This window comes from Nocardioides litoris, assembly GCF_006346315.1.
Classification (GTDB): domain Bacteria; phylum Actinomycetota; class Actinomycetes; order Propionibacteriales; family Nocardioidaceae; genus Nocardioides; species Nocardioides litoris.
The window spans coordinates 116,417-141,389 of record NZ_VDMR01000002.1; the positions used below are offsets into that span (position 1 = coordinate 116,417).

Below are 24,973 nucleotides of genomic sequence, written 5' to 3' on the forward strand. Positions count from 1 at the left end.
CTGTCGGCCGGCCGGTCAGTCCTGCTCGCGGCGGCGGCGGGCGCCGACCATGAGCAGCAGACCGGCCAGCAGGACACCAAGGCCCAGGAGCAGCTGCCAGACCTCGACCGTGGTGCCGGTGCCCGGGAGCGTGATGCCCGGACCGCTGCCGCCACCGCCGGGGTTGGTGCCCGGGTTGGTGCCCGGGTTGGTGCCCGGGCTGGTGCCGGGGTTGGTGCCCGGGCCGCCGTTGTCGCCGCCGAGGTCGAGGGTGACGGTGTCGTCGCCGCCGTCGACGACGTCGCCGCTCGGGCCGGTGGCGACGACGGTCGCGGAGTTGACGACCTCACCGTTCTCCACGTCGGCCGCGGTGATCGTGTACGGCGCCGAGACGCAGGTGACCGAGGCGCCCGGGACCAGGGTCCCACCCGGGCACCGGACGGCCACGCCCGCCGCCACCAGCATCGGGTCGTCGACCTCGACGTCGGTGAAGGGCACGGTGCCGGTGTTGGTCACGACGAACTCGTAGACGATGCCGTCGCCGACGTCGGTCCCGTTGCCGTCGCGGTCGATGACCCGGCGCACGTTCTTGTCGATCGCCAGGCCGGACTCACCCGGGGCTGCCGGGACCGGCGTGTTGGTCGTGTCGGACGGCGAGGTGACCGTGCCGCCGCCCGGCGCGGTGCCGGTGACGAGCGCGGTGTTGCTCACCGAGCCCGCCGTGACGTCGGCCGCGCTGATCGTGTACGTCGCGGTGCAGGTCGTCGTCGCGCCGGCCGCCAGGGTGGCGGTCGGGCAGGTGACGGCGACCAGCGGGTCGTCGACGGTGACCGAGGTCAGCGGGACGTCGCCGGTGTTGGTGACCACGAAGGTGTAGGCGATCGTGTCACCGGCGTCGACGCGTCCGTTGCCGTTGGTGTCGACCGGCGTGCCGGCCTGCTTGTCCACCGTCAGCGACGCGACCGGGGTGGTCCCCGCGATCGGCGTGGTCACCGTGTCGGTGTCCGTCACCGGAGCGCCGGTCGGCGGGTTGCCGGTGACCGAGCTCGGGTTGGTGACGAAGCCGGCGTCGACCTCGGCCTGGGTGATCACGTGCGTCGCGGTGCAGGTGGTGCTCGCACCCGGCGCCAGGGTCGTGGTCGGGCAGACCACCGTGGTGTCGGCGAGGCCGTCGGTGACGGTGATGCCGCTCAGGGTGGTGCTGCCGGTGTTGGTGACCACGAACTCGTAGGTGATCGTGTCGCCCGCGTCGACCACGCCGTTGCCGTTGGCGTCGACGATCGGGCCCGCGGTCTCCTCGAGGTCGATGGCCGGGCCGGTCGGCAGGACGGTCGTCACGCTGTCGTTGTCGGTGACCGTGGCGCCGCCCGGCGCCGTACCCGTCGCGGTGGAGGGGTTGGTCACCTGGCCGGCGTCGATGTCGGCCTGCGTCAGCGTGTAGACGACGGTGCAGGTGGTGCTCGCACCCGGGGCCAGCGTGGTGGTCGGGCAGACCACCGTGCCGGGCAGGCCGTCGGTCACGCCGACGCCGGTCAGCGTCGTGCCACCGGTGTTGGTCACCTCGAAGCTGTAGGTGATCGTGTCACCGGCGTCGATGCGGCCGTTGCCGTTGGCGTCGAACGGCGGCTGGGCCGTCTCGACCAGGCTGATCGACGGCGTGTCCGCGATGGGCGTCGTCACCGAGTCGGTGTCCGTGACCGTCGCGCCACCCGGGCCGGTGCCCGTGGCGGTGCTCGGGTTGGTCACGAAGCCGGCGTCGACCTCGGCCTGGGTGATCGTGTGCGTCGCGGTGCAGGTGAAGCTCGCACCCGGCGCCAGGACCGTGCCCGGGCAGACCACCGTGGTGTCGGCGAGGCCGTCGGTCACGACGACGCCGGTCAGGGTCGTGCCACCGGTGTTGGTGACCACGAACTCGTAGCGGATCGTGTCGCCGGCGTCGATGCGGCCGTTGCCGTTGGCGTCGACCGGGGCGTCCGCGGACTCCTCGAGGGAGATGGCGGGCGTCGAGGTCAGCGGGACGGTGACCGAACCGGTGTCGGTGACGGTGCCGCCCCCGGTCGCCGTGCCCGTCGCGGTGACGGGGTCGGTGACCTGGCCGGCGTCGATGTCGCCCTGGGTGATCGTGTAGACGACCGTGCAGGTCGCCGTGGCACCCGGAGCCAGCGTGGTCGGCGTGCAGACCACACCACCCGGCAGACCGTCCGTCGCACCGACGTTGGTCAGCGTCGTCGAGCCGGTGTTGGTGATCTCGTAGGTGAACGTGATCTGGTCACCGGCGTTGATCGTGCCCGACCCGTTGGTGTCGGTCGGCGGACCGGCCGTGACGACCAGCTCGATGGCGGGCGCCGCGGTCAGTGACGTCGTCACCGAGTCGGTGTCGGTCACGTCGGCCCCGGTCGGCGGGGTGCCGACCACGGTCGAGCCGTTGATGACCTGGCCCGCGTCGACGTCGGCCTGGGTGATCGTGTGCGTCGCGGTGCAGGTGAAGCTCGCACCCGGCGCCAGGACCGTGCCCGGGCACACCACGGTGGTGTCGCCCAGCGTGTCCGTGACGGTCACGCCGGTCAGCGTGGTGCCGCCGGTGTTGGTGACCACGAACTCGTAGTCGATCGTGTCGCCGGCGTCGATGCGGCCGTTGCCGTTGAAGTCGAACGGCGCAGCAGCCGACTCGTCCAGGTCGATGGACGGAGTTGCGGTCAGCGGGACCGTGATCGTGTCGTTGTCGGAGACCACGGCACCACCCGGAGCCGTGCCCGAACCCGTCACCGGGTTGGTCACCTGGCCGGCGTCGATGTCGCCCTGGGTGATCGTGTACACGACCGTGCAGGTCGCCGTCGCACCCGGGAGCAGCGTGGTCGGCGTGCAGACCACACCACCCGGCAGGCCGTCCGTCGCACCCACGTTGGTCAGTGTCGTCGAGCCCGTGTTGGTGATCTCGTAGGTGAACGTGACCTGGTCACCGGCGTTGATCGTGCCTGACCCGTTGGTGTCGGTCGGCGGCCCGGCCGTCACCACGGTGCTCACCGACGGAGCCGCGTCCAGCGGGGTCGTGACGGTGTCGGTGTCGGTCACGTCGGCCCCGGTCGGCGGGGTGCCGACCACGGTCGAGCCGTTGGTGACCTGGCCCGCGTCGACGTCGGCCTGGGTGATCGTGTGCGTCGCGGTGCAGGTGAAGCTCGCACCCGGCGCCAGCGTCGTCGCGGGGCAGACCACGGTGGTGTCTCCGAGGGTGTCGGTGACCCGGACGTTGGTCAGCGTCACGCCGCCGGTGTTGGTGACCACGAACTCGTAGTCGATCGTGTCGCCGGCGTCGATGCGGCCGTTGCCGTTGAAGTCGAACGGCGCAGCAGCGGTCTCGTCGATCGTGATCGACGGAGTCGCGGCCAGCGGGACCGTGATCGTGTCGTTGTCGGAGACCACGGCACCACCCGGAGCCGTGCCCGAACCCGTCACCGGGTTGGTCACCTGGCCGGCGTCGATGTCGCCCTGGGTGATCGTGTAGACGACCGTGCAGGTCGCCGTCGCACCCGGAGCCAGCGTGGTCGGCGTGCACACCACGTTGCCGGGCAGGCCGTCGACCGCACCGACGTCGGTCAGCGTCGTCGAGCCGGTGTTGGTGATCTCGTAGGTGAACGTGACCTGGTCACCGGCGTTGATCGTGCCCGACCCGTTGGTGTCGGTCGGCGGACCGGCCGTCACCACGGTGCTCACCGACGGAGCCGCGGCCAGCGAGGTGGTCACCGTGTCGGTGTCCGTGACCGTGGCGCCACCCGGGCCGGTGCCCGTGGCGGTGGACGGGTTGGTGACGAAGCCGCGGTCGATGTCGGCCTGGGTGACCGTGTAGGTCACGGTGCAGGTCGTGCTCGCACCCGGCGCCAGCGTCGTCGCGGGGCACACGACCGTGCCCGGCAGGCCGTCGGCCACCTGGACACCGGTCAGCGTCACGCCACCGGTGTTGGTGACCACGAACTCGTAGTCGATCGTGTCGCCGGCGTCGATGCGGCCGTTGCCGTTGAAGTCGAACGGCGCAGCAGCCGTCTCCTCCAGGCTGATCGCCGGGGCCGAGCTCAGCGGGACCGTGATGGTGTCGTTGTCGCTCACGACCGCGCCACCCGGAGCCGTGCCCGAACCCGTCACCGGGTCGGTCACCTGGCCGGCGTCGATGTCGCCCTGCGTGATCGTGTACACGACCGTGCAGGTCGCCGTCGCACCCGGAGCCAGCGTGGTCGGCGTGCACACGACGTTGCCGGGCAGGCCGTCCGTCGCGCCGACGTTGGTCAGCGTGCTCGAGCCGGTGTTGGTGATCTCGTAGGTGAACGTGATCGTGTCACCCGGGTTGAGCGAGCCCGACCCGTTGGCGTCGGTCACCGGCCCAGCCGTGACCACGGTGCTCACCGACGGAGCCGCGGTCAGCGACGTCGTCACCGAGTCCGTGTCGGTGACCGGGGCACCGGTCGGCGGGTTGCCCGTCACCGAGCTGGGGTTGACGACCGAGCCCGCGTCGACCTCGGCCTGGGTGATCGTGTGCGTCGCGGTGCAGGTGAAGCTCGCACCCGGCGCCAGGACCGTGCCCGGGCACACCACGGTGGTGTCGCCGAGGCCGTCGGTCACGGTGACCCCGGTCAGCGTCACGCCACCGGTGTTGGTGACCACGAAGGAGTAGTCGACCGTGTCGCCGGCGTCGATGCGGCCGTTGCCGTTGAAGTCGAACGGCGCAGCAGCCGACTCGTCGATCGTGATCGACGGCGTCGCGGTCAGCGGGACCGTGGTCGTGTCGGTGCCCGTGACGGTCGACCCGTTGGGCGCGGTGCCCGAGCCGACGACCGGGTTGACCACCTGGCCGGCGTCGACGTCGGCCTGGGTCAGCGTGTAGACGACCGTGCAGGTCGCCGTGGCACCCGGAGCCAGCGTGGTCGGCGTGCAGACCACACCACCCGGCAGACCGTCCGTCGCGCCGACGTTGGTCAGCGTCGTCGAGCCGGTGTTGGTGATCTCGTAGGTGAACGTGACCGTGTCACCGGCGTTGATCGTGCCCGAGCCGTTGGCGTCGGTGACCGGACCGGCCGTGACGTCGACGGTGATCGACGGCGGGGCGTCGAGCGGGGTCGTCTCGGTGTCGGTGTCCGTCACCGGAGCACCGGCCGGCGGGTTGCCGGTCACCGAGCTCGGGTTGGTCACGAAGCCACGGTCGATGTCGGCCTGGGTGACCGTGTACGTCGCGGTGCAGGTCGTGCTCGCACCCGGCGCCAGCGTCGTCACGGGGCACACCACCGTCGTGCCCGGCAGGCCGTCGGTCACGGCCACGCCGGTCAGCGTCACGCCACCGGTGTTGGTGACCACGAAGGAGTAGTCGATCGTGTCGCCGGCGTCGATGCGGCCGTTGCCGTTGAAGTCGAACGGCGCAGCAGCCGACTCGTCCAGGTCGATGGACGGAGTCGCGGCCAGCGGGACGGTGGTCGTGTCGTTGCCCGTGACGGTCGACCCGTTGGGCGCGGTGCCGGAGCCCACGACCGGGTTGGTCACCTGGCCGGCGTCGATGTCGCCCTGCGTGATCGTGTAGACGACCGTGCAGGTCGCGGTCGCACCCGGGAGCAGCGTGGTCGGCGTGCAGACCACGCCACCCGGCAGGCCGTCCGTCGCACCGACGTTGGTCAGCGTCGTCGAGCCGGTGTTGGTGATCTCGTAGGTGAAGGTGATCGTGTCACCGGCGTTGATCGTGCCCGAGCCGTTGGTGTCGGTCGGCGGGCCGGCCGTGACGTCCACGGTGATCGACGGCGGGGCGTCGAGCGGCGTGGTCACCGAGTCGGTGTCGGTCACGGCGGGGCCGGTCGGCGGGGTGCCGGTGGCCGTCGAGCCGTTGGTGACGTAGCCGCGGTCGACGTCGGCCTGGGTGATCGTGTGCGTCGCGGTGCAGGTGAAGCTCGCACCCGGCGCCAGGGTCGCCCCCGGGCACGTCACCGTGGTGTCGCCGAGGGTGTCGGTGACGGTGACCCCGGTCAGCGTGGTCGCACCGGTGTTGGTGACCACGAACTCGTAGCCGATCGTGTCGCCCGCGTCGATGCGGCCGTTGCCGTTGGCATCGACCGGGGTGCCGGCCGTCTCGACCAGGTCGATGGCCGGGGTGGTCGGGACCGGCACGGTGATGGAGCCCGTGTCGGTCACGGTGCCGCCGCCCGGCGTCGTGCCCGTCACGGTGACGGGGTTGAAGACCTGGCCGGCGTCGACGTCGGCCTGGGTGACGGTGTAGACGACCGTGCAGGTCGCAGTTGCACCCGGGAGCAGCGTGGTCGGCGTGCACACCACGTTGCCCGGCAGGCCGTCGACCGCACCGACGTCGGTCAGCGTCGACGGGCCGGTGTTGGTGATCTCGTAGGTGAACGTGACCTGGTCACCCGCGTTTACCGTGCCCGAGCCGTTGGTATCGGTGACGGGGCCGGCCGAGACCACGACGTCGATCGACGGCGCGTTGTCGAGGCGGGTGGTCTCCGAGTCGGTGTCGCCGACCGGGGCCCCGGTCGGCGGGTTGCCGGTGACGGAGCTCGGGTTGACGACCTGGCCGGCGTCGACCTCGGCCTGGGTGATCGTGTGCGTCGCGGTGCAGGTGAAGCTCGCACCCGGCGCCAGGGTCGCCCCCGGGCAGACCACCGTGGTGTCGCCGAGGCCGTCGGTCACGGTGACGCCGGTCAGCGTCACGCCACCAGTGTTGGTGACCACGAAGGAGTAGCCGATCGTGTCGCCGGCATCGATGCGGCCGTTGCCGTTGGCGTCCACCGGGGTGCCGGCGGTCTCGTACAGGTCGATCGACGGGGTCGCGGTGACCGGCACCGAGACCGTCTGGGTGTCGGTGACCGTGCCGCCACCGGGCGTGGTGCCCGAGCCCACGACCGTGTTGGTCACCTGGCCGGCGTCGATGTCGCCCTGGGTCAGCGTGTAGACGACCGTGCAGGTCGCCGTGCCACCCGGCAGCACCGTGGTCGGCGTGCAGACCACACCACCCGGCAGACCGTCGGTCGCACCGACGTTGGTCAGCGTCGTCGAGCCGGTGTTGGTGATCTCGTAGGTGAAGGTGATCGTGTCACCGGCGTTGAGGGTGCCCGAGCCGTTGGCGTCGGTCACCGGACCGTTGGTGACCACGAGGTCGACCGACGGGGCCGCCGCGAGCGGGGTCGTCTCGGTGTCGGAGTCCGTCACCGGAGCACCGGTCGGCGGGTTGCCGGTCACTGAGCTCGGGTTGGTCACGAAGCCGCGGTCGATGTCGGCCTGGGTGACCGTGTACGTCGCGGTGCAGGTCGTGCTCGCACCCGGCGCCAGCGTCGTCACGGGGCACACCACGGTCGTGCCCGGCAGGCCGTCGGTCACGGTCACACCGGTCAGCGTCGTGCCACCGGTGTTGGTGACCACGAAGGAGTAGTCGATCGTGTCGCCGGCATCGATGCGGCCGTTGCCGTTGAAGTCGAACGGCGCAGCAGCCGACTCGTCCAGGTCGATCGACGGGGTCGCGGTGACCGGCACCGAGACGGTCTGGGTGTCGGTGACCGTGCCGCCACCGGGCGTGGTGCCCGAGCCCACGACCGTGTTGGTCACCTGGCCGGCGTCGATGTCGCCCTGGGTCAGCGTGTAGACGACCGTGCAGGTCGCCGTGCCACCCGGCAGCACCGTGGTCGGCGTGCAGACCACACCACCCGGCAGACCGTCGGTCGCACCGACGTTGGTCAGCGTCGTCGAGCCGGTGTTGGTGATCTCGTAGGTGAAGGTGATCGTGTCACCGGCGTTGAGGGTGCCCGAGCCGTTGGCGTCGGTCACCGGACCGTTGGTGACCACGAGGTCGACCGACGGGGCCGCCGCGAGCGGGGTCGTCTCGGTGTCGGAGTCCGTCACCGGAGCACCGGTCGGCGGGTTGCCGGTCACTGAGCTCGGGTTGGTCACGAAGCCGCGGTCGATGTCGGCCTGGGTGACCGTGTAGGACGCGGTGCAGGTCGTGGCCTGGCCCGGTGCGAGCACCGTGGTCGGGCAGGACACCACGGTGCCCGGCAGCCCGTCGGTGACCGTCACCCCGGTCAGGGTGACTCCGCCGGTGTTGGTGACCAGGAAGCTGTAGTCGATCCGGTCGCCGGCGTCGATGCGGCCGTTGCCGTTGGCGTCGACCGGGGTCGATGCGGTCTCGTCGAGGTCGATCGCCGGCGTGGCACCCAGCGGCGTCGTCTCGGAGTCGGAGGCCGTGACGGTCGCGCCACCAGGAGCGGTGCCGACGACGGTGCTCGGGTTGACGACCTGGCCGGCGTCGATGTCGGCCTGGGTGATCGTGTACGACGTCGTGCAGGTCGTCGAGGCACCCGGCAGGAGCGTGGCGACCGGGCAGACCACGGTCGTGCCCGGCAGCCCGTCGGTCACGGTGACGGTGCTCAGCGTCACGCCACCGGCGTTGGTGACCAGGAAGCTGTAGTCGATCCGGTCACCGGCGTCGATGCGGCCGTTGCCGTTGGCGTCGACCGGGGCGGCGGCGGTCTCGTCGAGCGTGATGGCCGGGGTGCCGGCGATCGGCGTGGTGACGGCGTCGTTGGCCGAGACCGCGGGACCGGTCGGCGGGGTGCCGGTGGCCGTGCTCGGGTTGAAGACCTGCCCGGCGTCGGCCTCGGCCTGGGTGATCGTGTGCGACGCGGTGCAGGTGAAGCTCGCACCCGGCGCCAGGACCGTGCCCGGGCACACGACCGTGGTGTCAGCCAGTCCGTCGGTCACGGTGACGCCCGTGAGCGTGACGGTGCCGGTGTTGGTGACCAGGAAGCTGTAGTCGATCCGGTCACCGGCGTCGATGCGGCCGTTGCCGTTGGCGTCCACCGGGGCGGCCGCGGTCTCGTCGAGCGTGATCGAGGCCGACGGAGCCAGGGGCGTCGTCACGGTGTCGGTGTCGCGGACCTGGGTGCCGTTGGGAGCGGTGCCGACGACGGCGCTCGGGTTGGTCACCTGGCCGGCGTCGATGTCGGCCTGGGTGATCGTGTACGACGCCGTGCAGGTCGTCGTCGCGCCCGGCAGGAGCGTGGCGGTCGGGCAGACCACGGTCGTGCCGGCGAGTCCGTCGGTCACGGTGACGGTGCTCAGCGTCACGCCACCGGTGTTGGTGACCAGGAAGCTGTAGTCGATCCGGTCACCGGCGTCGATGCGGCCGTTGCCGTTGGCGTCGACCGGGGCGGCGGCGGTCTCGTCGAGCGTGATCGACGGCGTGGCCACCAGCGGGGTGGTCTCGCTGTCGGTGTCGGTCACGTTCGGGCCGGTCGGCGGGGTGCCGACGACGGTGCTGCCGTTGAACACCTGGCCGGCGTCGATGTCGGCCTGGGTGAGCGTGTAGGTCGCGGTGCAGGTGGTGCTCGCACCCGGCGCGAGGACGGTGGTCGGGCAGACCACGGTGGTGCCGGCGAGGGTGTCGGTCACCGTGACGCCGGTCAGCGTCGTGCCGCCGGTGTTGGTCACCTCGAAGGTGTAGGCGATGGTGTCGCCCGCGTCGATGCGGCCGTTGCCGTTGGCGTCGACCGGGGCGGCCGCGGTCTCGTCGAGGTCGATCGAGGGGGTCGCGTTGATCGGGGTCGTCTCGGTGTCGCTGTCGGTCACCGGGGCACCGGTCGGCGGGTTGCCGGTCACCGAGCTCGGGTTGACGACCTGGCCCGCGTCGACCTCGGCCTGGGTGATCGTGTGCGTCGCGGTGCAGGTGAAGCTCGCACCCGGCGCCAGCGTCGTGCCCGGGCAGACGATCGCGGTGTCGCCGAGGCCGTCGGTGACGGTGACCCCGGTGAGCGTGACGCCACCGGTGTTGGTGACCACGAACGAGTAGTCGATCGTGTCACCGGCGTCGATGCGGCCGTTGCCGTTGAAGTCGAACGGCGCGTCGGCCTGCTCGTCGAGGTCGATGCTCGGCGTGGCGGTGAGCGGCGTCGTCTCGGTGTCGGCGTCGGTCACCGGGGCGCCGGTCGGCGGGTTGCCGGTGACCGAGCTCGGGTTGACGACCTGCCCGGCGTCGATGTCGCCCTGGGTGATCGTGTGGGTCGCGGTGCAGGTGAAGCTCGCACCCGGCGCCAGGATCGTGCCCGGGCAGACCACGGTGGTGTCGTCGAGGCCGTCGGTCACGGTGACCCCGGTCAGGGTGACCGAGCCGGTGTTGGTGACCACGAAGGAGTAGTCGATCGTGTCGCCGGCGTCGATCGTGCCGTTGCCGTTGGCGTCGAACGGGGCGTCGGCGGTCTCGTCGAGGTCGATGGCGGGTGCGCCCACGAGGGTCGTGGAGGTGCCGTCGGCCGGCGAGCTCACCGACCCGCCGGCCGGCGGGGTGGCGGTGGCGGTGGCGGTGTTGTTGACCGAGCCGGCGTCGATGTCGGCCTGGGTGACGGTGTACGTCGCGGTGCAGGTGCGCGTGGCACCGGGCGCCAGGGCGTCGGTGGTGCCGCAGTCCGCAGCCGCGACCAGGAGGAGGTCGTTGACCGCGACGTCACCCAGCGGCACGTTGCCGGTGTTGGTGATGAGGAAGCTGTAGGCGATGGTGTCGCCCGCCTCGACCCGGCCGTCACCGTCACCGTCGGTCGGCGCAGCGGCGGTCTTGTCGATCGTCAGGGAGGCCACCGGCGTGGTCGTCGTCGACGTGGAGTCGGCCGGCGAGGTGACGGCAGCGCCGGCGGGCGAGGTGCCGCTGGCGGTCGCGGTGTTGACGACCGCGCCGGTGTCGAGGTCGCCCTGGACCACGACGTACGTCGCGGTGCAGGTGACCGAGGCGCCCGGAGCCAGGGTGGTGGCCGGGCAGGCCACCGTGCCGACCGTCGGGTCGTCGACCGCGACGCCCGTCAGGGTCACCGCGCCGGTGTTGGTGACGACGAAGCTGTAGGCGATCGTGTCGCCGACGTCGGTGCGGCCGTTGCCGTTGACGTCGATCGGCGCGGCGGCCTGCTTGTCGAGGGTCAGGGACGCCGCGACGGACGTCGGCGTCGACGTCGAGTCCGGCGTGGACTCCACACCGTCGCCGTTGGCGGCCGTGCCGGTCGCGGTCGCGGTGTTGTCGACCGAACCACCGTCGACGTCGGCCTGGGTGATCGTGTAGGTCGCCGTGCAGCGGGTCGAGGCGCTCGGCGCGAGGGTGGTCACCGGGCAGGTGACGGTGCCGACCTTGGGGTCGTCCACGGCGACGCCGTCGACCGTGACGGCACCGGTGTTGGTGACGACGAAGGCGTAGGCGATCGTGTCGCCGGCCTCGATGCGGCCGTCACGGTCGACGTCGGTGACGGTGCCGACCTGCTTGTCGAGGGTGATGGTCGGCTGGGCCACGAGCGGGGTGCTCGTCTGGTCGGGCTCCGAGGTGACCGCCGGGCCCGTGGGCGGCTCGCCGGTGGCGGTGGCGGTGTTGACCACGGAACCGGCGTTCACGTCGGCCTGGGTGACCACGTAGGTGCGCTGGCAGGTGGTGGTCCCCTGCGGGGCGAGGGTGGTCGCCTGGCAGGTGACTGCGCCGACCTTGGGGTCGTCGACCGTGATGCCGTTGAGGGTGACCGCACCGGTGTTGGTGACCGTGAAGGTGTAGGTGATCGTGTCACCGGCGTCGGTGCGACCGCTCGCGTTGGCGTCGACGACGGCACCGGCGACCTTGTCCAGGACCAGGGTCGCGACCACGGAGGTCGGGGTGCTCGTGGTGTCGGCCGGCGAGGTGACCAGCTGCTGGCCCGGCCCGGTGGCGGACGCCGAGGCCGTGTTGACGACCGCGCCGCCGTCGACGTCGGCCTGGGTGACGGTGTAGGTCGCGGTGCAGACCACGAAGGCGCCGGGGGCGAGCGTCGTGGTGGGGCACGTGACCGCGCCGACCTTGGCGTCGGTGACGGCGATGCCGGTCAGGGTCTGGGCGCCCTGGTTGTCGACGCGGAAGCTGAACGGGATCCGGTCGCCGGCGTCGAGGCGGCCGTTGGCGTTGACGTCGACCGGGGTGCCCGCGGTCTTGTCGAAGCCGAGGCGGCGCACGGTCGAGGTCGGGGTGGAGGTGCCGTCGGCCAGCGAGGTCACGGCCGGGCCGGTCGGCGGGGTGCCGGTGGCGGTCGCGGTGTTGACCACGGCGCCGGCGTCGACGTCGGCCTGGGTGATCGTGTACGTCGCCGTGCAGGTGACGGACTCACCCGGGGCGAGCGTCGTGCTCGGGCAGGCGACCGTGCCGACCTTGGGGTCGACGACCGTGACTCCGGTCAGGGTGACCGAGCCGGTGTTGGTGACGGCGAAGGTGTAGGGGATGCGGTCCCCGGCGTCGACCCGGCCGTTGTTGTTGGCGTTGACGACCGTGCCGGCGACCTTGTCGATCGTCAGCTCGCTGGTCCGGGTGGTGGGCGTCGACGTCGAGTCGCTGGGGGACGTCACGGCGGGGCCGGTCGGCGGGGTGCCGGCGGCGGTGGCGGTGTTGTTGACCGCGCCGGCGTCGGTGTCGGCCTGCGTGATGGTGTACGTCGCCCGGCAGGTGATGGACTGGCCGGGGGCCAGGGTCGTGGTCGGGCAGGCGACCGTGCCGGCCTTCGGGTCGGTCACGGCGACCCGCGTGAGGGTCACGTTGCCGGTGTTGGTGACGGCGAAGGTGTAGCCGATGGTGTCGCCGGCGTCGACGCGACCGTCGGTGTTGGTGTCGAGCACCTGGCCGGCCTGCTTGTCGACCGACAGGCTCGGCTGCGGGGCGATCGTCGAGGTCGTGCTGCTCGGCGCCGAGGAGACCTGGGGCCCGAAGGGCGGCGTCCCGACCGCGGTGGCGGTGTTGATGACCGTGCCGGCGTTCACGTCGGCCTGGGTCAGGGTGTAGGTCGCGGTGCAGGTCGTGCCCTGGCCCGGGGCCAGGGTCGTGGCCGGGCAGCTGACCGCGGCGACGCGGGCGTCGTTGACGGCCACGCCGGTCAGGGTCTGCGAGCCGCGGTTGGTGACCTCGAAGGTGTAGGCGATGGTCTCGCCGGCCTCGACGCGGCCGTCACCGTCGACGTCCTGCGGGGCGGCTGCGCGCTTGACGAGGGTCAGGGCGTTGGCCGTGCTGGTGGGCGTGGTGGTGGAGTCGGGCGTCGAGGTCACGGCGGCAGCGCCGCCGGGCGGGGTGCCGGTGGCGGTGGCGGTGTTGACGACCGAGCCGGCGTCCACGTCGGCCTGGGTGATCGTGTAGACGACCACGCAGGTCACCGAGTCCTCGGGCAGGACCGTGGCCGGCGTGCAGGTGATCGGGCCGACCTTGGGGTCGTTGACCGTCACGCCGGTCAGCGTGGTCGTGCCGGTGTTGGTCACCAGGAAGCTGTAGCGGATGGTGTCGCCCGCGTCGACGTTGCCGTTGCGGTTGACGTCGACCGGGGTCTCCGCGGTCTTGTCGAGCGCGATCGAGCGCTGGACGGTGGTGGGCACCCGCACGGTGTCGGACGGCGAGGTGACGGTGCCGCCGCCGGGGCCACCCGAGGTGGCGGTGGCGGTCGCGGTGTTGACGACCTCACCGGCGTCGGCGTCGGCCTGCGTGATCGTGTACGACGCGGTGCAGGTGACCGTCTGGCCCGGCGCGACGGTGGTGGTCGGGCAGGTGGTGGCCCCGACCTCGGGGTCGTTGATGACCAGGCCGGTGACGGTCACCGACCCGGTGTTGGTGACGGCGAAGGAGAACGGGACGGTGTCGCCCTCGTCGATGCGGCCGTCGGTGTCGACGTCGACCGGGGCGCCGGCCGTCTTGTCCAGCGCCAGCTGCGGGGTCACCGTGAGCGGGGTCGAGGTGCTGTCGCTGGGCGACGTCACGGCGGCACCCGTCGGCGGCGTACCGGTGGCGGAGGCCGTGTTGTTGACCGTCCCGGCGTCGACGTCGGCCTGCGTCACCGTGTACGTCGCGGTGCAGGTCGTGACCTGGTTGGGCGCCAGGGTGGTGGCCGGGCAGGCCACGCCCACGATCTTCGCGTCGTTGATGCGGAGGCCGGTGAGGGTCACCGAGCCGGTGTTCTGGACCACGAAGCTGTAGGCGATGGTGTCGCCGGCGTCGCGGCGGCCGTTGCCGTTGACGTCGACCGGCGTCGCCGCCTGCTTGTCGACGGTGAGCGTGGCGACCCGGGTCGTCGGGGTGACCACGGTGTCCGACGGCGAGGTGGTGGTGCCACCGGTCGGCGGCGTGGCCGAGGCGGTCGCGGTGTTGGTGACGCCACCGGCGTTCACGTCGGCCTGGGTGATCGTGTAGGTGGCCGTGCAGCGCACGGTCTGGCGGGGCTCGAGCGGGCCGCCGGGGCAGGAGACCGCACCGATCTTGACATCGTTGATGGTGACGCCGGTGACGGTCTGCGTGCCGTTGTTGGTGACGTCGAAGGTGTAGGCGATGGTGTCGCCTGCGTCGACGCGACCGTTGGTGTTGACGTCGACCGGGGCCGCGGCCCCCTTGACCAGCGACAGCCGGGTGTCGACGACCGTCGGGGTCGACGTGGAGTCGGGCGCCGAGCTGATCGGCGCCTGGCCGGCGCCCGGCGGGGTGCCCTGGGCGGTGGCGGTGTTGTTGACCGCGCCGGCGTTGGCGTCGGCCTGGGTGATCACGTACGACGCGGTGCAGGAGGTCGACTGACCCGGCTGCAGCGTCGTGGCCGGGCAGGTCACGCCCGTGATCTTGGGATCGGTGATGCCGACCGCCGTGAGCGTCTGCGCACCGGTGTTGGTGACGACGAAGGTGTAGCTGATCGTGTCACCGGCGTCGGTGCGGCCCGAGCCGTTGGTGTCGGCCACGGGGCCGGCCTGCTTGTCCAGGCTGATGCCGCGGGCGGTCGACGTCGGGGTCGACGTGGTGTCCGCGGGGGCGGTCACGGTGCCGCCCGCACCGGGCAGCGTGCCGCTCGCCGTGGCGGAGTTGAGGACCGAGCCGGCGTTCACGTCGCCCTGGCTGATGACGTACGTCGCGGTGCAGGTCGTCGTGGCACCGGCGGCCAGCGTGGTCACCGGGCAGGCGACCGGGCCGGTCTTGGCGTCGGCGACGGCCACGCCGGACACGGTCTGGCTGCCGGTGTTGGTGACCACGAACCGGTAGGCGACGGTGTCACCCGCGTCGACCCGGCCGTTGGCGTTGACGTCGACCGGGGTGCCGGCCTGCTTGTCGATGGTCAGGCCCGAGGTGCCCGCGATCGGGGTCGTGGTCGTCGACGGGGCCGAGGTCGCGACCTGGCCGCCGGGGGCGGTGCCCCGCGAGGTCGCGGTGTTGGCGACCGTGCCGCTGTCGACGTCGGCCTGGGTGATCGTGTAGGTCGCGGTGCAGGTGATCGCTGCGCCGGGGGCGAGGGTCGTGGCCGGGCAGCTGACCGGACCGGTCTTGGCGTCGTCCACGCCGACGTTGGTGAGGGTCACCACACCGGTGTTGGTCACCCGGAAGGTGTAGGCGATGGTGTCGCCGGCGTCGGTGCGGCCGTTGCCGTTGGCGTCGACCGGGGCGCCGGCCTGCTTGAGCAGCGCGATGGTCCGGGTGGTCGCGGTCGCGGTGCTGGTCGAGTCGGGCGGGCTCGTGATGACGGTCCCCGACGGCGTCGTCGCGCGACCGGTGGCGGTGTTGCCGACCGAGCCGCCGTCCACGTCGGCCTGGGTGATCGTGTAGGTCACGGCACAGGTGGTGCTGGCGCCGGGGGCGAGCGTCGTCTGCTGGCAGGTGACCGCACCGACCTTGGGGTCGGAGATCCCGACCAGGCTCAGGGTCACCGCACCGCGGTTCTCCACGAAGAAGCTGTAGGTGATCTGGTCACCGGCGTCGACGCCGTTGCCGTCGGGGTCGGTCGGGGTGCCCGCGGTCTTGTCGATGAACAGCGCGGCCAGGGTGGAGGCCGGCGTCGCGGTGGTGTCGATGTTGGACTGCACCGTCACGCCACCCGGCGCGGTGGCGGCGGCCCGGGCGGTGTTGGCCACCGTGCCGCTGTCGACGTCGGCCTGGGTGACGGTGTAGGCCTTCGTGCAGGTCGCCGTCGCGTTGGGGGCGAGCGTGGTCGGCGCGCAGGTCAGGGGCCCGATCTTCGGGTCGGTGACCACGAGGCCGCTCAGCGTCTGCCCACCGGTGTTGGAGACGGTGAAGGTGTAGGTGATGGTGTCGCCGGCCTCGACGACCCCGTCGGGGTCGCTGATGGCCGTCACGGACTTGTCGAGCAGGAGGCCGGTGCCGGCCGAGGTCGGCGTCGTCGTCGAGTCGGGGGCCGAGGTCACGGTCCCACCACCGGGCCGGGTGCCCGAGACGGTGGCGGTGTTGGTGACCGCGCCGGCGTCGACGTCGGCCTGGGTGATCGCGTAGGTCGCCGTGCAGGTGGTCGTGGCCCCCGGGGCGAGCGTGGTGGCCGGGCAGCCCACCGCGCCGACCTTGGGGTCGTTGACGGTGACGCCGCTCAGGGTGAGGGACCCGGTGTTGCGGACCAGGAAGCTGTAGGCGACCGTGTCGCCGACGCCGATCTGCTGGTCGTTGTTGACGTCGACCGGCGGTGCTGCGGTCTTCGACAGCGTCAGCGTCGCGAGGGTCGAGGTGGGCGTCGAGGTGGTGTCGGCGCCGGAGCTGATCGGCCCCCCGGTCGGCGGCGTGCCCTGGGCGGTCGCGGAGTTGTTGACCGCGCCGTTGTCCACGTCGGCCTGGGTGATCGTGTAGCTCGCCGAGCAGGTCACCGACGTACCGGGCTGCAGCGTCGCGGCGCCGGCGGGGCAGGTGACGGCCCCGACCTTGGCGTCGGTCACCCCGACCGCCGTGAGCGTCTGGGCGCCCGTGTTGGCGACCACGAAGGTGTAGGCGATGGTGTCGCCCGCGTCGACCCGGCCGTTGCTGTTGGTGTCGGCCGGGGTGCCCGCGGTCTTGTCGACCGTGAGAGAGCGCAGGGTGCTCGTCGTGGTCTGGGTCGAGGACTGGTTGGACGTGACCGCAGCACCGCCAGGGGCCGTGCCCTGCGCGGTGGCGGTGTTGTTGACCGTGCCGGCGTTCACGTCGGCCTGGGTGATCGCGTACGTCGCGGTGCAGGTCACCGAGGCGCCCGGCGCGAGCGAGGCTGCGCCGGTCGGGCAGGTCACCGTGCCGACCTTGGGGTCGGTGACGCCGACGCCGGTCAGGGTCTGGGCACCGGTGTTGGTGACCAGGAACGAGTAGGTGATGGTGTCGCCGGCGTCGGTGCGGCCGTTGCCGTTGGCGTCGACCGGGGCAGCGGCGGTCTTGGTGAGCGACAGCGTGCGGGTGGCCGCAGTCGGGGTCGACGTCGTGTCGGGTGCCGAGCTGATCGGGCCACCCGTGGGCGGCGTGCCCTGCGCGGTGGCGGAGTTGTTGACGGCACCGGCGTTCACGTCGGCCTGGGTGATCGCGTACGACGCGGTGCAGGTGACCGAGGTGCCGGGCTGCAGCGTGGCCGCTCCGGCGGGGCAGGTCACGGCGCCGACCTTGGCGTCGGTGATGCCGACGGTGGTGAGCGTCTGGGCCCCGCTGTTGGTGACGACGAACGAGTAGGCGATGGTGTCGCCGGCGTCGACCCGGCCGTTGCCGTTGGCGTCGACCGGCGTGGCCGCCTGCTTGTCCAGGGTGATCGAGCGCAGGACGCTGGTCGCCGTCTGCGTCGACGAGGCCGGCGACGTCACCGTCGCGCCGGCCGGGGTCGTGCCGCGCGCGGTGGCGGTGTTGTTGACCGTCCCGGCGTTCACGTCGGCCTGGGTGATCGTGTAGGTCGCGGTGCAGGTCACCGAGGCGCCCGGGTTGAGCGAGGCAGCGCCGGCCGGGCAGGTCACCGTGCCGACCTTGGCGTCGTTGACCGCGATCGCGGTCAGGGTCTGCGCACCGGTGTTGGTGACGACGAAGCTGTAGGCGATCCGGTCGCCCGCATCCACGCGGCCGTTGCCGTTGACGTCGGTCGGGGTGCCGGCGGTCTTCACCAGCGAGAGCGTGGTCGCGGTGGCGGTCGGGGTCGACGTCGTGTCGGGTGCCGAGGTGATGGCGCCGGCCCCCGGAGGCGTGCCCTGGGCGGTTGCGCTGTTGTTGACCGCGCCGGCGTTCACGTCGGCCTGGGTGATCGTGTAGGTCCGGGTGCAGGTGATCGTCGCGCCCGGGGCCAGGCTGGCCGCGCCGGCGGGGCAGCTGACCGCACCGACCTTGTTGTCGGTGATGCCGACCGCGCTGAGGGTCACCGTGCCGGTGTTGGTCACCACGAAGCTGTAGGTGATGGAGTCGCCGGCGTCGACCCGGCCGTTGCCGTTGGTGTCGACGGGCGCGGCGGCCTGCTTGTCGAGCAGGATGCTCCGCACGACGGTCGCCGCGGTCGCGGTGGTGTCGGGCGCCGAGGTCACGGTGGCGCCGCCGGGGTTGGTGGCGGTCGCGGTCGCGGTGTTGGTGACGGTGCCGGCGTTCACGTCGGCCTGGGTGACCGTGTAGGTCTTGGTGCAGGTGACCGTCGCCCCGGGGGCCAGCGTCGTGGCCGGGCAGGTCACCGCGCCGACCTTGGCGTCGTTGACCGCGACGTTGGTCAGCGTGACCGCGCCGCTGTTGGTGATCACGAAGCTGTAGGCGATGGTGTCGCCGGCGTCGACGCGCTGGTTGTTGTTGCTGTCGACCGGGGTCGCGGCCTGCTTGTCGAGCACGAGCGTCGCGGTGGCGTTGGTCGGGGTCGAGGTGGTGTCGGGCGCGGAGGTGATCGCGGCACCGGTCGGCGGGGTGCCGGTGGCCGTGGCGGTGTTGTTGACCGCGCCGGCGTTCACGTCGGCCTGGGTGATCGTGTAGCTCTTGGTGCAGGTGACGGTCGCCCCCGGGGCCACCGTCGTGGTCGGGCAGGTGACCGGCGCCAGTCGGGCGTCGTTGATGACGAGGCCGGTCAGGGTCTGCGCGCCCGTGTTGGTCACCAGGAAGCTGTAGGTGATGGTGTCGCCCGCGTCGACGCGCTGGTTGTTGTTGACGTCGGTCGGGGTCGAGGCGACCTTGTCGACCTCGAGGGAGCGGACGACCGAGGTCGGCGTGCTGGTCGTGGACGGGGCCGAGGTGGCCGTCGCGCCGCCGGGCCGCGTGCCCGTCGCGGTGGCGGAGTTGTCCACGGCGCCGGCGTCCACGTCGGCCTGGGTGATCGTGTAGGCCTTGGTGCAGGTGACCGAGGCGCCCGGGGCCAGCGAGGTGGTCGGGCAGGTGACGGCGCCGACCTTGGCGTCGTTGACGGCGACCGGGTTGAGGGTGACCGCACCGTTGTTGGTGATGCGGAAGCTGTAGGTGATGGTGTCGCCGGCGTCGACGCGGCTGTTGCCGTTGACGTCGACGGGAGTGCCGGCGGTCTTCACGAGCGCGATCGCGGCCTGGCCCGACGGCGTGGTCGTCGTGCTCGAGGGGGCTGAGGTGACGGTCGTGCCGGCGGGGTTGCGGCCGGAGGCGGTCGCGGTGTTGACGATCGTGCCGGCGTCCACGTCGGCCTGGGTGATCGTGTAGGTCTTCGTGCAGGTGACCGACGAGCCCGGGGCGAGCGGGGCGGTCGGGCACGTCACCGCACCGGCCTTGGGGTCGGAGATCGCGATGGCGGTGAGGGTCTGGGAGCCCGTGTTGGTGACCAGGAAGCTGTAGGTGATGACGTCCCCGGCGTCGACGCGACCGTTGTTGTTGCTGTCGGCCGGAGAGCCGGCCGTCTTGGCCAGCGTCAGGGTGGAGAGCGTCGAGGTCGCGGTGGAGGTGGAGCTCGGGGCGGAGGCCACCGCCGCACCGGTCGGCGGGGTGCCGGTGGCGGTGGCGGTGTTGTTGACCGCGCCGGCGTCGACGTCGGCCTGGGTCACGGTGTAGGTCGCGGTGCAGGTGGTGGTGCCACCCGGCTGCAGGGTGGTGACCGGGCAGCTCGGCGTACCGGCGACCTTGGAGTCGGTCACGGCGACGCCGGTGAGCGTCTGCGCTCCGGTGTTGGTGACCAGGAAGCTGTAGGCGATGCGGTCACCGGTGTCGAGGCGGCCGTTGGCGTTGACGTCGGTGGTGCTCGCGACGGACTTCACCAGCGAGACCGAGCGCACGGTGCTCGTGGTCGTCGAGGTGGTGGCGGCGGGCGAGCTGACCCGGGTGCCGTTGGGCGTGGTGCCGGCGGCGTTCGCGCTGTTGACGACGGTGCCGGCGTTCACGTCGGCCTGGGTGATGGTGTAGGTCGCCGTGCAGGTGACCGAGGCGCCGGGGGCCAGCGTGGTCGACGGGCAGGTGACGGTGCCGACCTTGGCGTCGGTGACGGCCACGCCGGTCAGCGTCAGCGGGCCGGTGTTGGTCACCACGAAGCTGTAGGCGATGGTGTCGCCGGCGTCGACGCGGCCGTTGGTGTTGCGGTCGACCGGGGTGCCCGCGGTCTTGACGAGGCCGACGGTGGCGGCCTGGCTGGTGGCGACGCTGTTGGTGTCGCTCGCGGTCACGGCGGCGGTGCCGTTGGCGGGCGTGCCGGTCGTGGTGGCGGTGTTGTTGACCGCACCGGAGTCGACGTCGGCCTGGGTGATCACGTAGGGCGCGGCGGTGCAGGTGGTCGACTGGCCCGGGTTGAGCGTGGTGACCGGGCAGCTGGTGCCGCTGACCTTGGTGTCGGTGACCCCGACGTTGGTGAGGGTGAGGTCGCCGGTGTTGGTGACCAGGAAGCTGAAGGTGATGCGGTCGCCGGCGTCGATGCGGCCGTTGCCGTTCTGGTCGACCGGGGCGGCATTGGTCTTGTCGAGCGCGATCGACTTGAGCGTGCTCGCCGGCACCGACCGGCTCGCGGTCGCGGACACGGTGCCCCCGGCGGGCCCGGTGCCCGTGGTGGTCGCGGTGTTGTTGATCGTGCCGGCGTTGACGTCGGCCTGGGTGACGCCGTACGGCGCTGCGGTGCAGGTGACCGACGCGCCGGGGGCCAGCGAGGCGGCGCCGGCCGGGCAGGTGACCGTGCCGACCTTGGGGTCGACGACCCCGACGTTGGTCAGCGTGACGTTGCCGGTGTTGGTCACCACGAACGAGTAGGTGACCGTGTCCCCGGCGTTGAGACGGGTGTCCGCGCCCGGGTTGGGCGTCGCGTTCTTGACGATGCTGATCGCGGGGTTGCGGGTCAGGTTCAGCGTGTTGCTGGCGGACGCCGTCGGGTTGGGCAGCCCGGCGATCGACGACACACCTGCCGCGGAGGCGTTGTTGAGCACCTGACCGGCGTTCACGTCGGCCTGGGTCAGCGTGTACGTCGCGGTGCAGGTGCGCGAGGCGCCAGGCGCGAGCGAGCCCGTCGGGCAGGTGACCGTGCCGACCTTGGCGTCGGTCACGCTGACCGACGACAGGGCGACGTTGCCGTTGTTGGTGACGACGAAGGTGTAGGGCACCGTCGAGCCCGCGGTCACGCCGCTCGGCGTCCCGGCCTGCTTGGTCAGGGTGATGCTCGGGACCAACGGCGTGTTGGTGAACTGGCAGTAGGCCGCGGTGCCGGCGGGCCCCTGGTTGGTCGGCATGGTGAAGGTCGCGACGTTGCCCGTGCCGGACGCCAGCACCGCCCCGGTGTTGAGGTTGGTGCAGGAGTAGGTGACGGCGTACCGGTTGGTGTCGATGCCGGTCTGGGTGACGGTGTAGGACACGCCGTCCAGGCCGAAGACCGGTCCGGCCGTCTCGGCCGGGAGGTCCTGCAGGCCGCTGTCGGTGCCGGTCGTGGTGCCGGTGTTGTTCTCGTCGATGCCGCCGCCGGTGATGGCCAGCGTGGCCTGGTCGCCGGGGCTGAGGGTGGAGCGGCCCTGCGGGAAGCTCGCCTGGGCCTCGATGGTGTTGGGCGAGGCGCACGAGGCGAGGTCGACCGAGCCGGTCGTCGCGGCGCCGTTGAACGTCGCGGTGTTCTCCAGGGCCCCGGTGCTCGGGTTGTAGGTGCGGATGGTCGTGAGGTTGGCCAGGAAGATCCGCCGGCTGCCCTGCGAGCCGAAGGCGATGCCGTTGGCCAGGGCCGCACCGGAGTCGGCCCCGGTGAAGGAGATGATCGGCTTGGCGGCGATCGTCAGCGGGGTGCCGGCCGTCGTGGGCAGGGCCTGCGTGACCGCGAAGGCCGTGGCCGAGGTGTTGTCGGACCGGACGACGTAGAGGTTGCCCTGCTCGTCGAAGGCGATGTCGCCGTTGTCGCCGGTGCCCGTGAGGGTCGCGGTCGCGACCTGGCCGAGCACGGTGTTGGTGAGCGGGTTGTAGCCGTAGATGACCGCGGTGTTGTTGGTGACGCCGCCGAAGTAGTAGACGCCGGTGCGCGGGTTGACCGCACCGTGGGTCACGGTGCCGAGGGTCGTCGTGGGGATCGTGATGGAGGCGACCTGCGAGGCCGTGCCGGTGGCCCGGTCGAGTGCGTAGATGTTGCGCACGGCGCCGTCGGCCGAGGTCGGCGCCACGCCGAAGATCGTCCCGCCGTCGTCGCTGATGGCCAGGGCGTTGAGGTTGGCGTTGTCGGCCACGCCGGCCAGCGTGCCGAAGAGCGAGCCGGTCGCCGACAGGGCGCCGGTGGCCGGCGCGACCTGCCAGACGTTGCGCGGCGCCGCGCCCTGCAGGGCGTAGATGTTGTTGCAGCTGAGGTTGGTCGCGAGGACCGAGATCCGGTAGTCCTCGGTCTCGCCGGAGTCGAGGCGGCTGGTCGGGCTCGACAGGGTGGTCGTGGTCCCGTACGCCGCGCGCAGGCGCACGTAGGCCGGGCCGACGGCGGTGCCGGCGGGGACGCTCCAGGTGAGGGTGGCGTTCGCCGCGCCGGCCACGAAGTTGGCACAGGCCCGCTCGCCCGCGTCGAAGGTGCCGTTGCGGTCGAAGTCGATCCAGCCGCAGACCGTGCCCGCCTTGCTGGCGCCCGAGATCGGCACGGTCATCGAGTAGCCGTTGGTGGCGCCGATCGCGGTGTTGGGGATGTTGGGCGGCGCAGTGGCGAACGCGTCCTCGTCGGCGCCGTCGCCGGCGGTGCCGTTGTTGCTGGCGCCGGCCGCCACGGAGCTGTCGCTGGTCGTCGGGTTGATCGCGTTGTCGCTGTTGGAGTCGATCGCGCCGCCGAGCCGCAGGTCGCCGATGGTGTTGGCCGCGGCCGAGGTGGCCTCGTAGGACGTCGGCGCATCGCCCTGGTCCTCGTCGGTGGAAGCGATGATGCCCCACTGCTCGGCGGTGGGGTTGGTGCCGGCGCCCGAGCCCGTCGCGAAGGACAGGTTGAACGTGATCGAGGTGACCGTGCCGACCGTCGTCACGGTGCCGCAGCCCGCGCTGGTGCCGGTGGTGGCGCACACCGCGTTGTTCTCGGTGGTCGTCGCGGTGATGGTGTTGCCGCCGGTGATGCTCAGGTTGTTGGCGCCCGGCTGGACGGTCCCGAGGGTGAGGTTGCCGGCGCCGCCCGCGGGGTTGGTGCTCGACGCCAGGGTGAGGCGGGCGTTTCCGCGCGCCAGGTTGGTGCCCTGGGTGCCCAGGCTGGTGATGTGCAGCGACGGGTTGGTCACCGGCTGGCTGAAGTCGAGCCGCACCGTGCCGTACCCCGCGCAGATGCCGCCCTTGACCGTGCAGGAGGCCGGGATCGTGGTGTTGACGCTGAAGTTGGGCGTCGTGGCCGGCAGCTGGGGCACGAACGTGGTCGCCCCGTCGTCACCGACGGTGCCGTCGACGTCGTTGAACGTGGTGGTGGCCCCACCGCCGTCGGTCAGCGTCAGCGACTGCACCAGGCCCGACGGCATGGTGATCGTGCCCGACCGGCCGTTGAGCGGGGTGTTGCGCGTGGCGCCCGGCGCAGGCGCCGTGTCGGCCTGCGCGGCCGGGGGCGCCACGACGGCGACGAGCGCGGCCACGAGGGCGGCGGAGAGCACGGTGCGGAGCACGCGGTGGGGAGAACCGGTCACGGTCGGCCTTTGGTTCGAGGTGGGGAGGAGGAAGCGCTTGCGTCGGCGATCGCCGCGACGGGTGGGACGGCTGTTCACGTGGTGCTCCTGCGTCGCGGGATCGGGGAAGAGATACCAGCGCGAGCGCCGGCGGTGAACGGTGTTGAGGAGACCTGCGGGATGTCGCACGTTTTCCTCACGCCAGGACCGGGGAGAACACCCGGGTCCGTGGGAATGACAGCTCGCCCGGCGACCGGCACGGTCGACAGCGGGAGGCACAGCACGGCGGGAGCCGTCATCACAGGCGGGAGCTCTTTCTCAGGATGTGTGACACGCGGGGCTGATGGTGCACGAGTGGTGACCGCCGCACGATGCCCCCAGGGTTCGGAGTCGTCACCCGATCGGGCCGGCTGACCTGCGACGACGCCCCATGACGCCGTTCGCGCGGCGTCCGTACCCACGCCGTCGGGGGTTAGACAGCAGGTAAAGAAATTCCTGAGTGATTGCTGAGCGGTCTGGACCGCTTGCCCGGCGAGAGACTATGGAGACATGTTCTCCCGACCCAAGACCACGCTCGTCGACGCCGACCACGCTCTCCCCGGTCGGGACACCGACCCGTTCCGCCGCGCCGACCGCCACGTGGTGCTCGGCACGCCCGTCGTGACCGACGAGGTGCCCGACGGCCTCGAGGTCGCCCTGTTCGGCCTCGGGTGCTTCTGGGGGGCCGAGGAGGTCTACTGGCAGCGCACGGGAGTCTGGTCGACCTCGGTCGGCTACGCCGGCGGGCACACCCCGCACCCGTCGTACGAGGAGGTGTGCACGGGACGCACCGGGCACACCGAGGCGGTCCGGGTCGTCTTCGACCCGCAACAGGTCTCCTACGCCGACCTGGTCAAGCAGTTCTTCGAGGTGCACGACCCGACCCAGGGCATGCGCCAGGGCAACGACGTGGGCACGCAGTACCGCTCGGCCATCTACTGGACCACGCCCGAGCAGGAGCAGGTCGCCCGCGACCTCACCAAGGTGTACGGCGACGAGCTGGCCCGGCGGAGCCTGGGCGAGATCACCACCGAGGTCCGGCCCGCCGCCGAGACGCCGTACTTCTACGCCGAGGACCTGCACCAGCAGTACCTCGCCAAGAACCCGAACGGCTACCGCTGCCACGCCAACACGGGCGTGCCGTTCCCCGCCGACGCCTGACCTGCTCCGTCTCCGTGGGAGACGGGACGGGTCGCTGCTCGGT

At 71.8% G+C, this 24,973-nt stretch carries 2 protein-coding genes; one reads left to right on the top strand and one right to left on the bottom strand.

Annotation, left to right across the window (positions count from 1 at the left end; translation table 11 throughout):
* Positions 1-15: 15 nt before the first annotated feature.
* On the bottom strand, positions 16-23,751 hold the full coding sequence (locus tag FJQ57_RS08800) for a DUF7507 domain-containing protein (RefSeq protein WP_139979382.1): 23,736 nt from the start codon (positions 23,749-23,751) through the stop codon (positions 16-18).
* A 528-nt stretch (positions 23,752-24,279) separates the two neighbouring features.
* Between FJQ57_RS08800 and msrA the strand changes: the two genes are divergently transcribed.
* Entirely contained in the window at positions 24,280-24,930 is a 651-nt protein-coding gene (gene msrA, locus FJQ57_RS08805; RefSeq protein WP_139979384.1) for a peptide-methionine (S)-S-oxide reductase MsrA, read from the top strand.
* Positions 24,931-24,973: the final 43 nt, after the last annotated feature.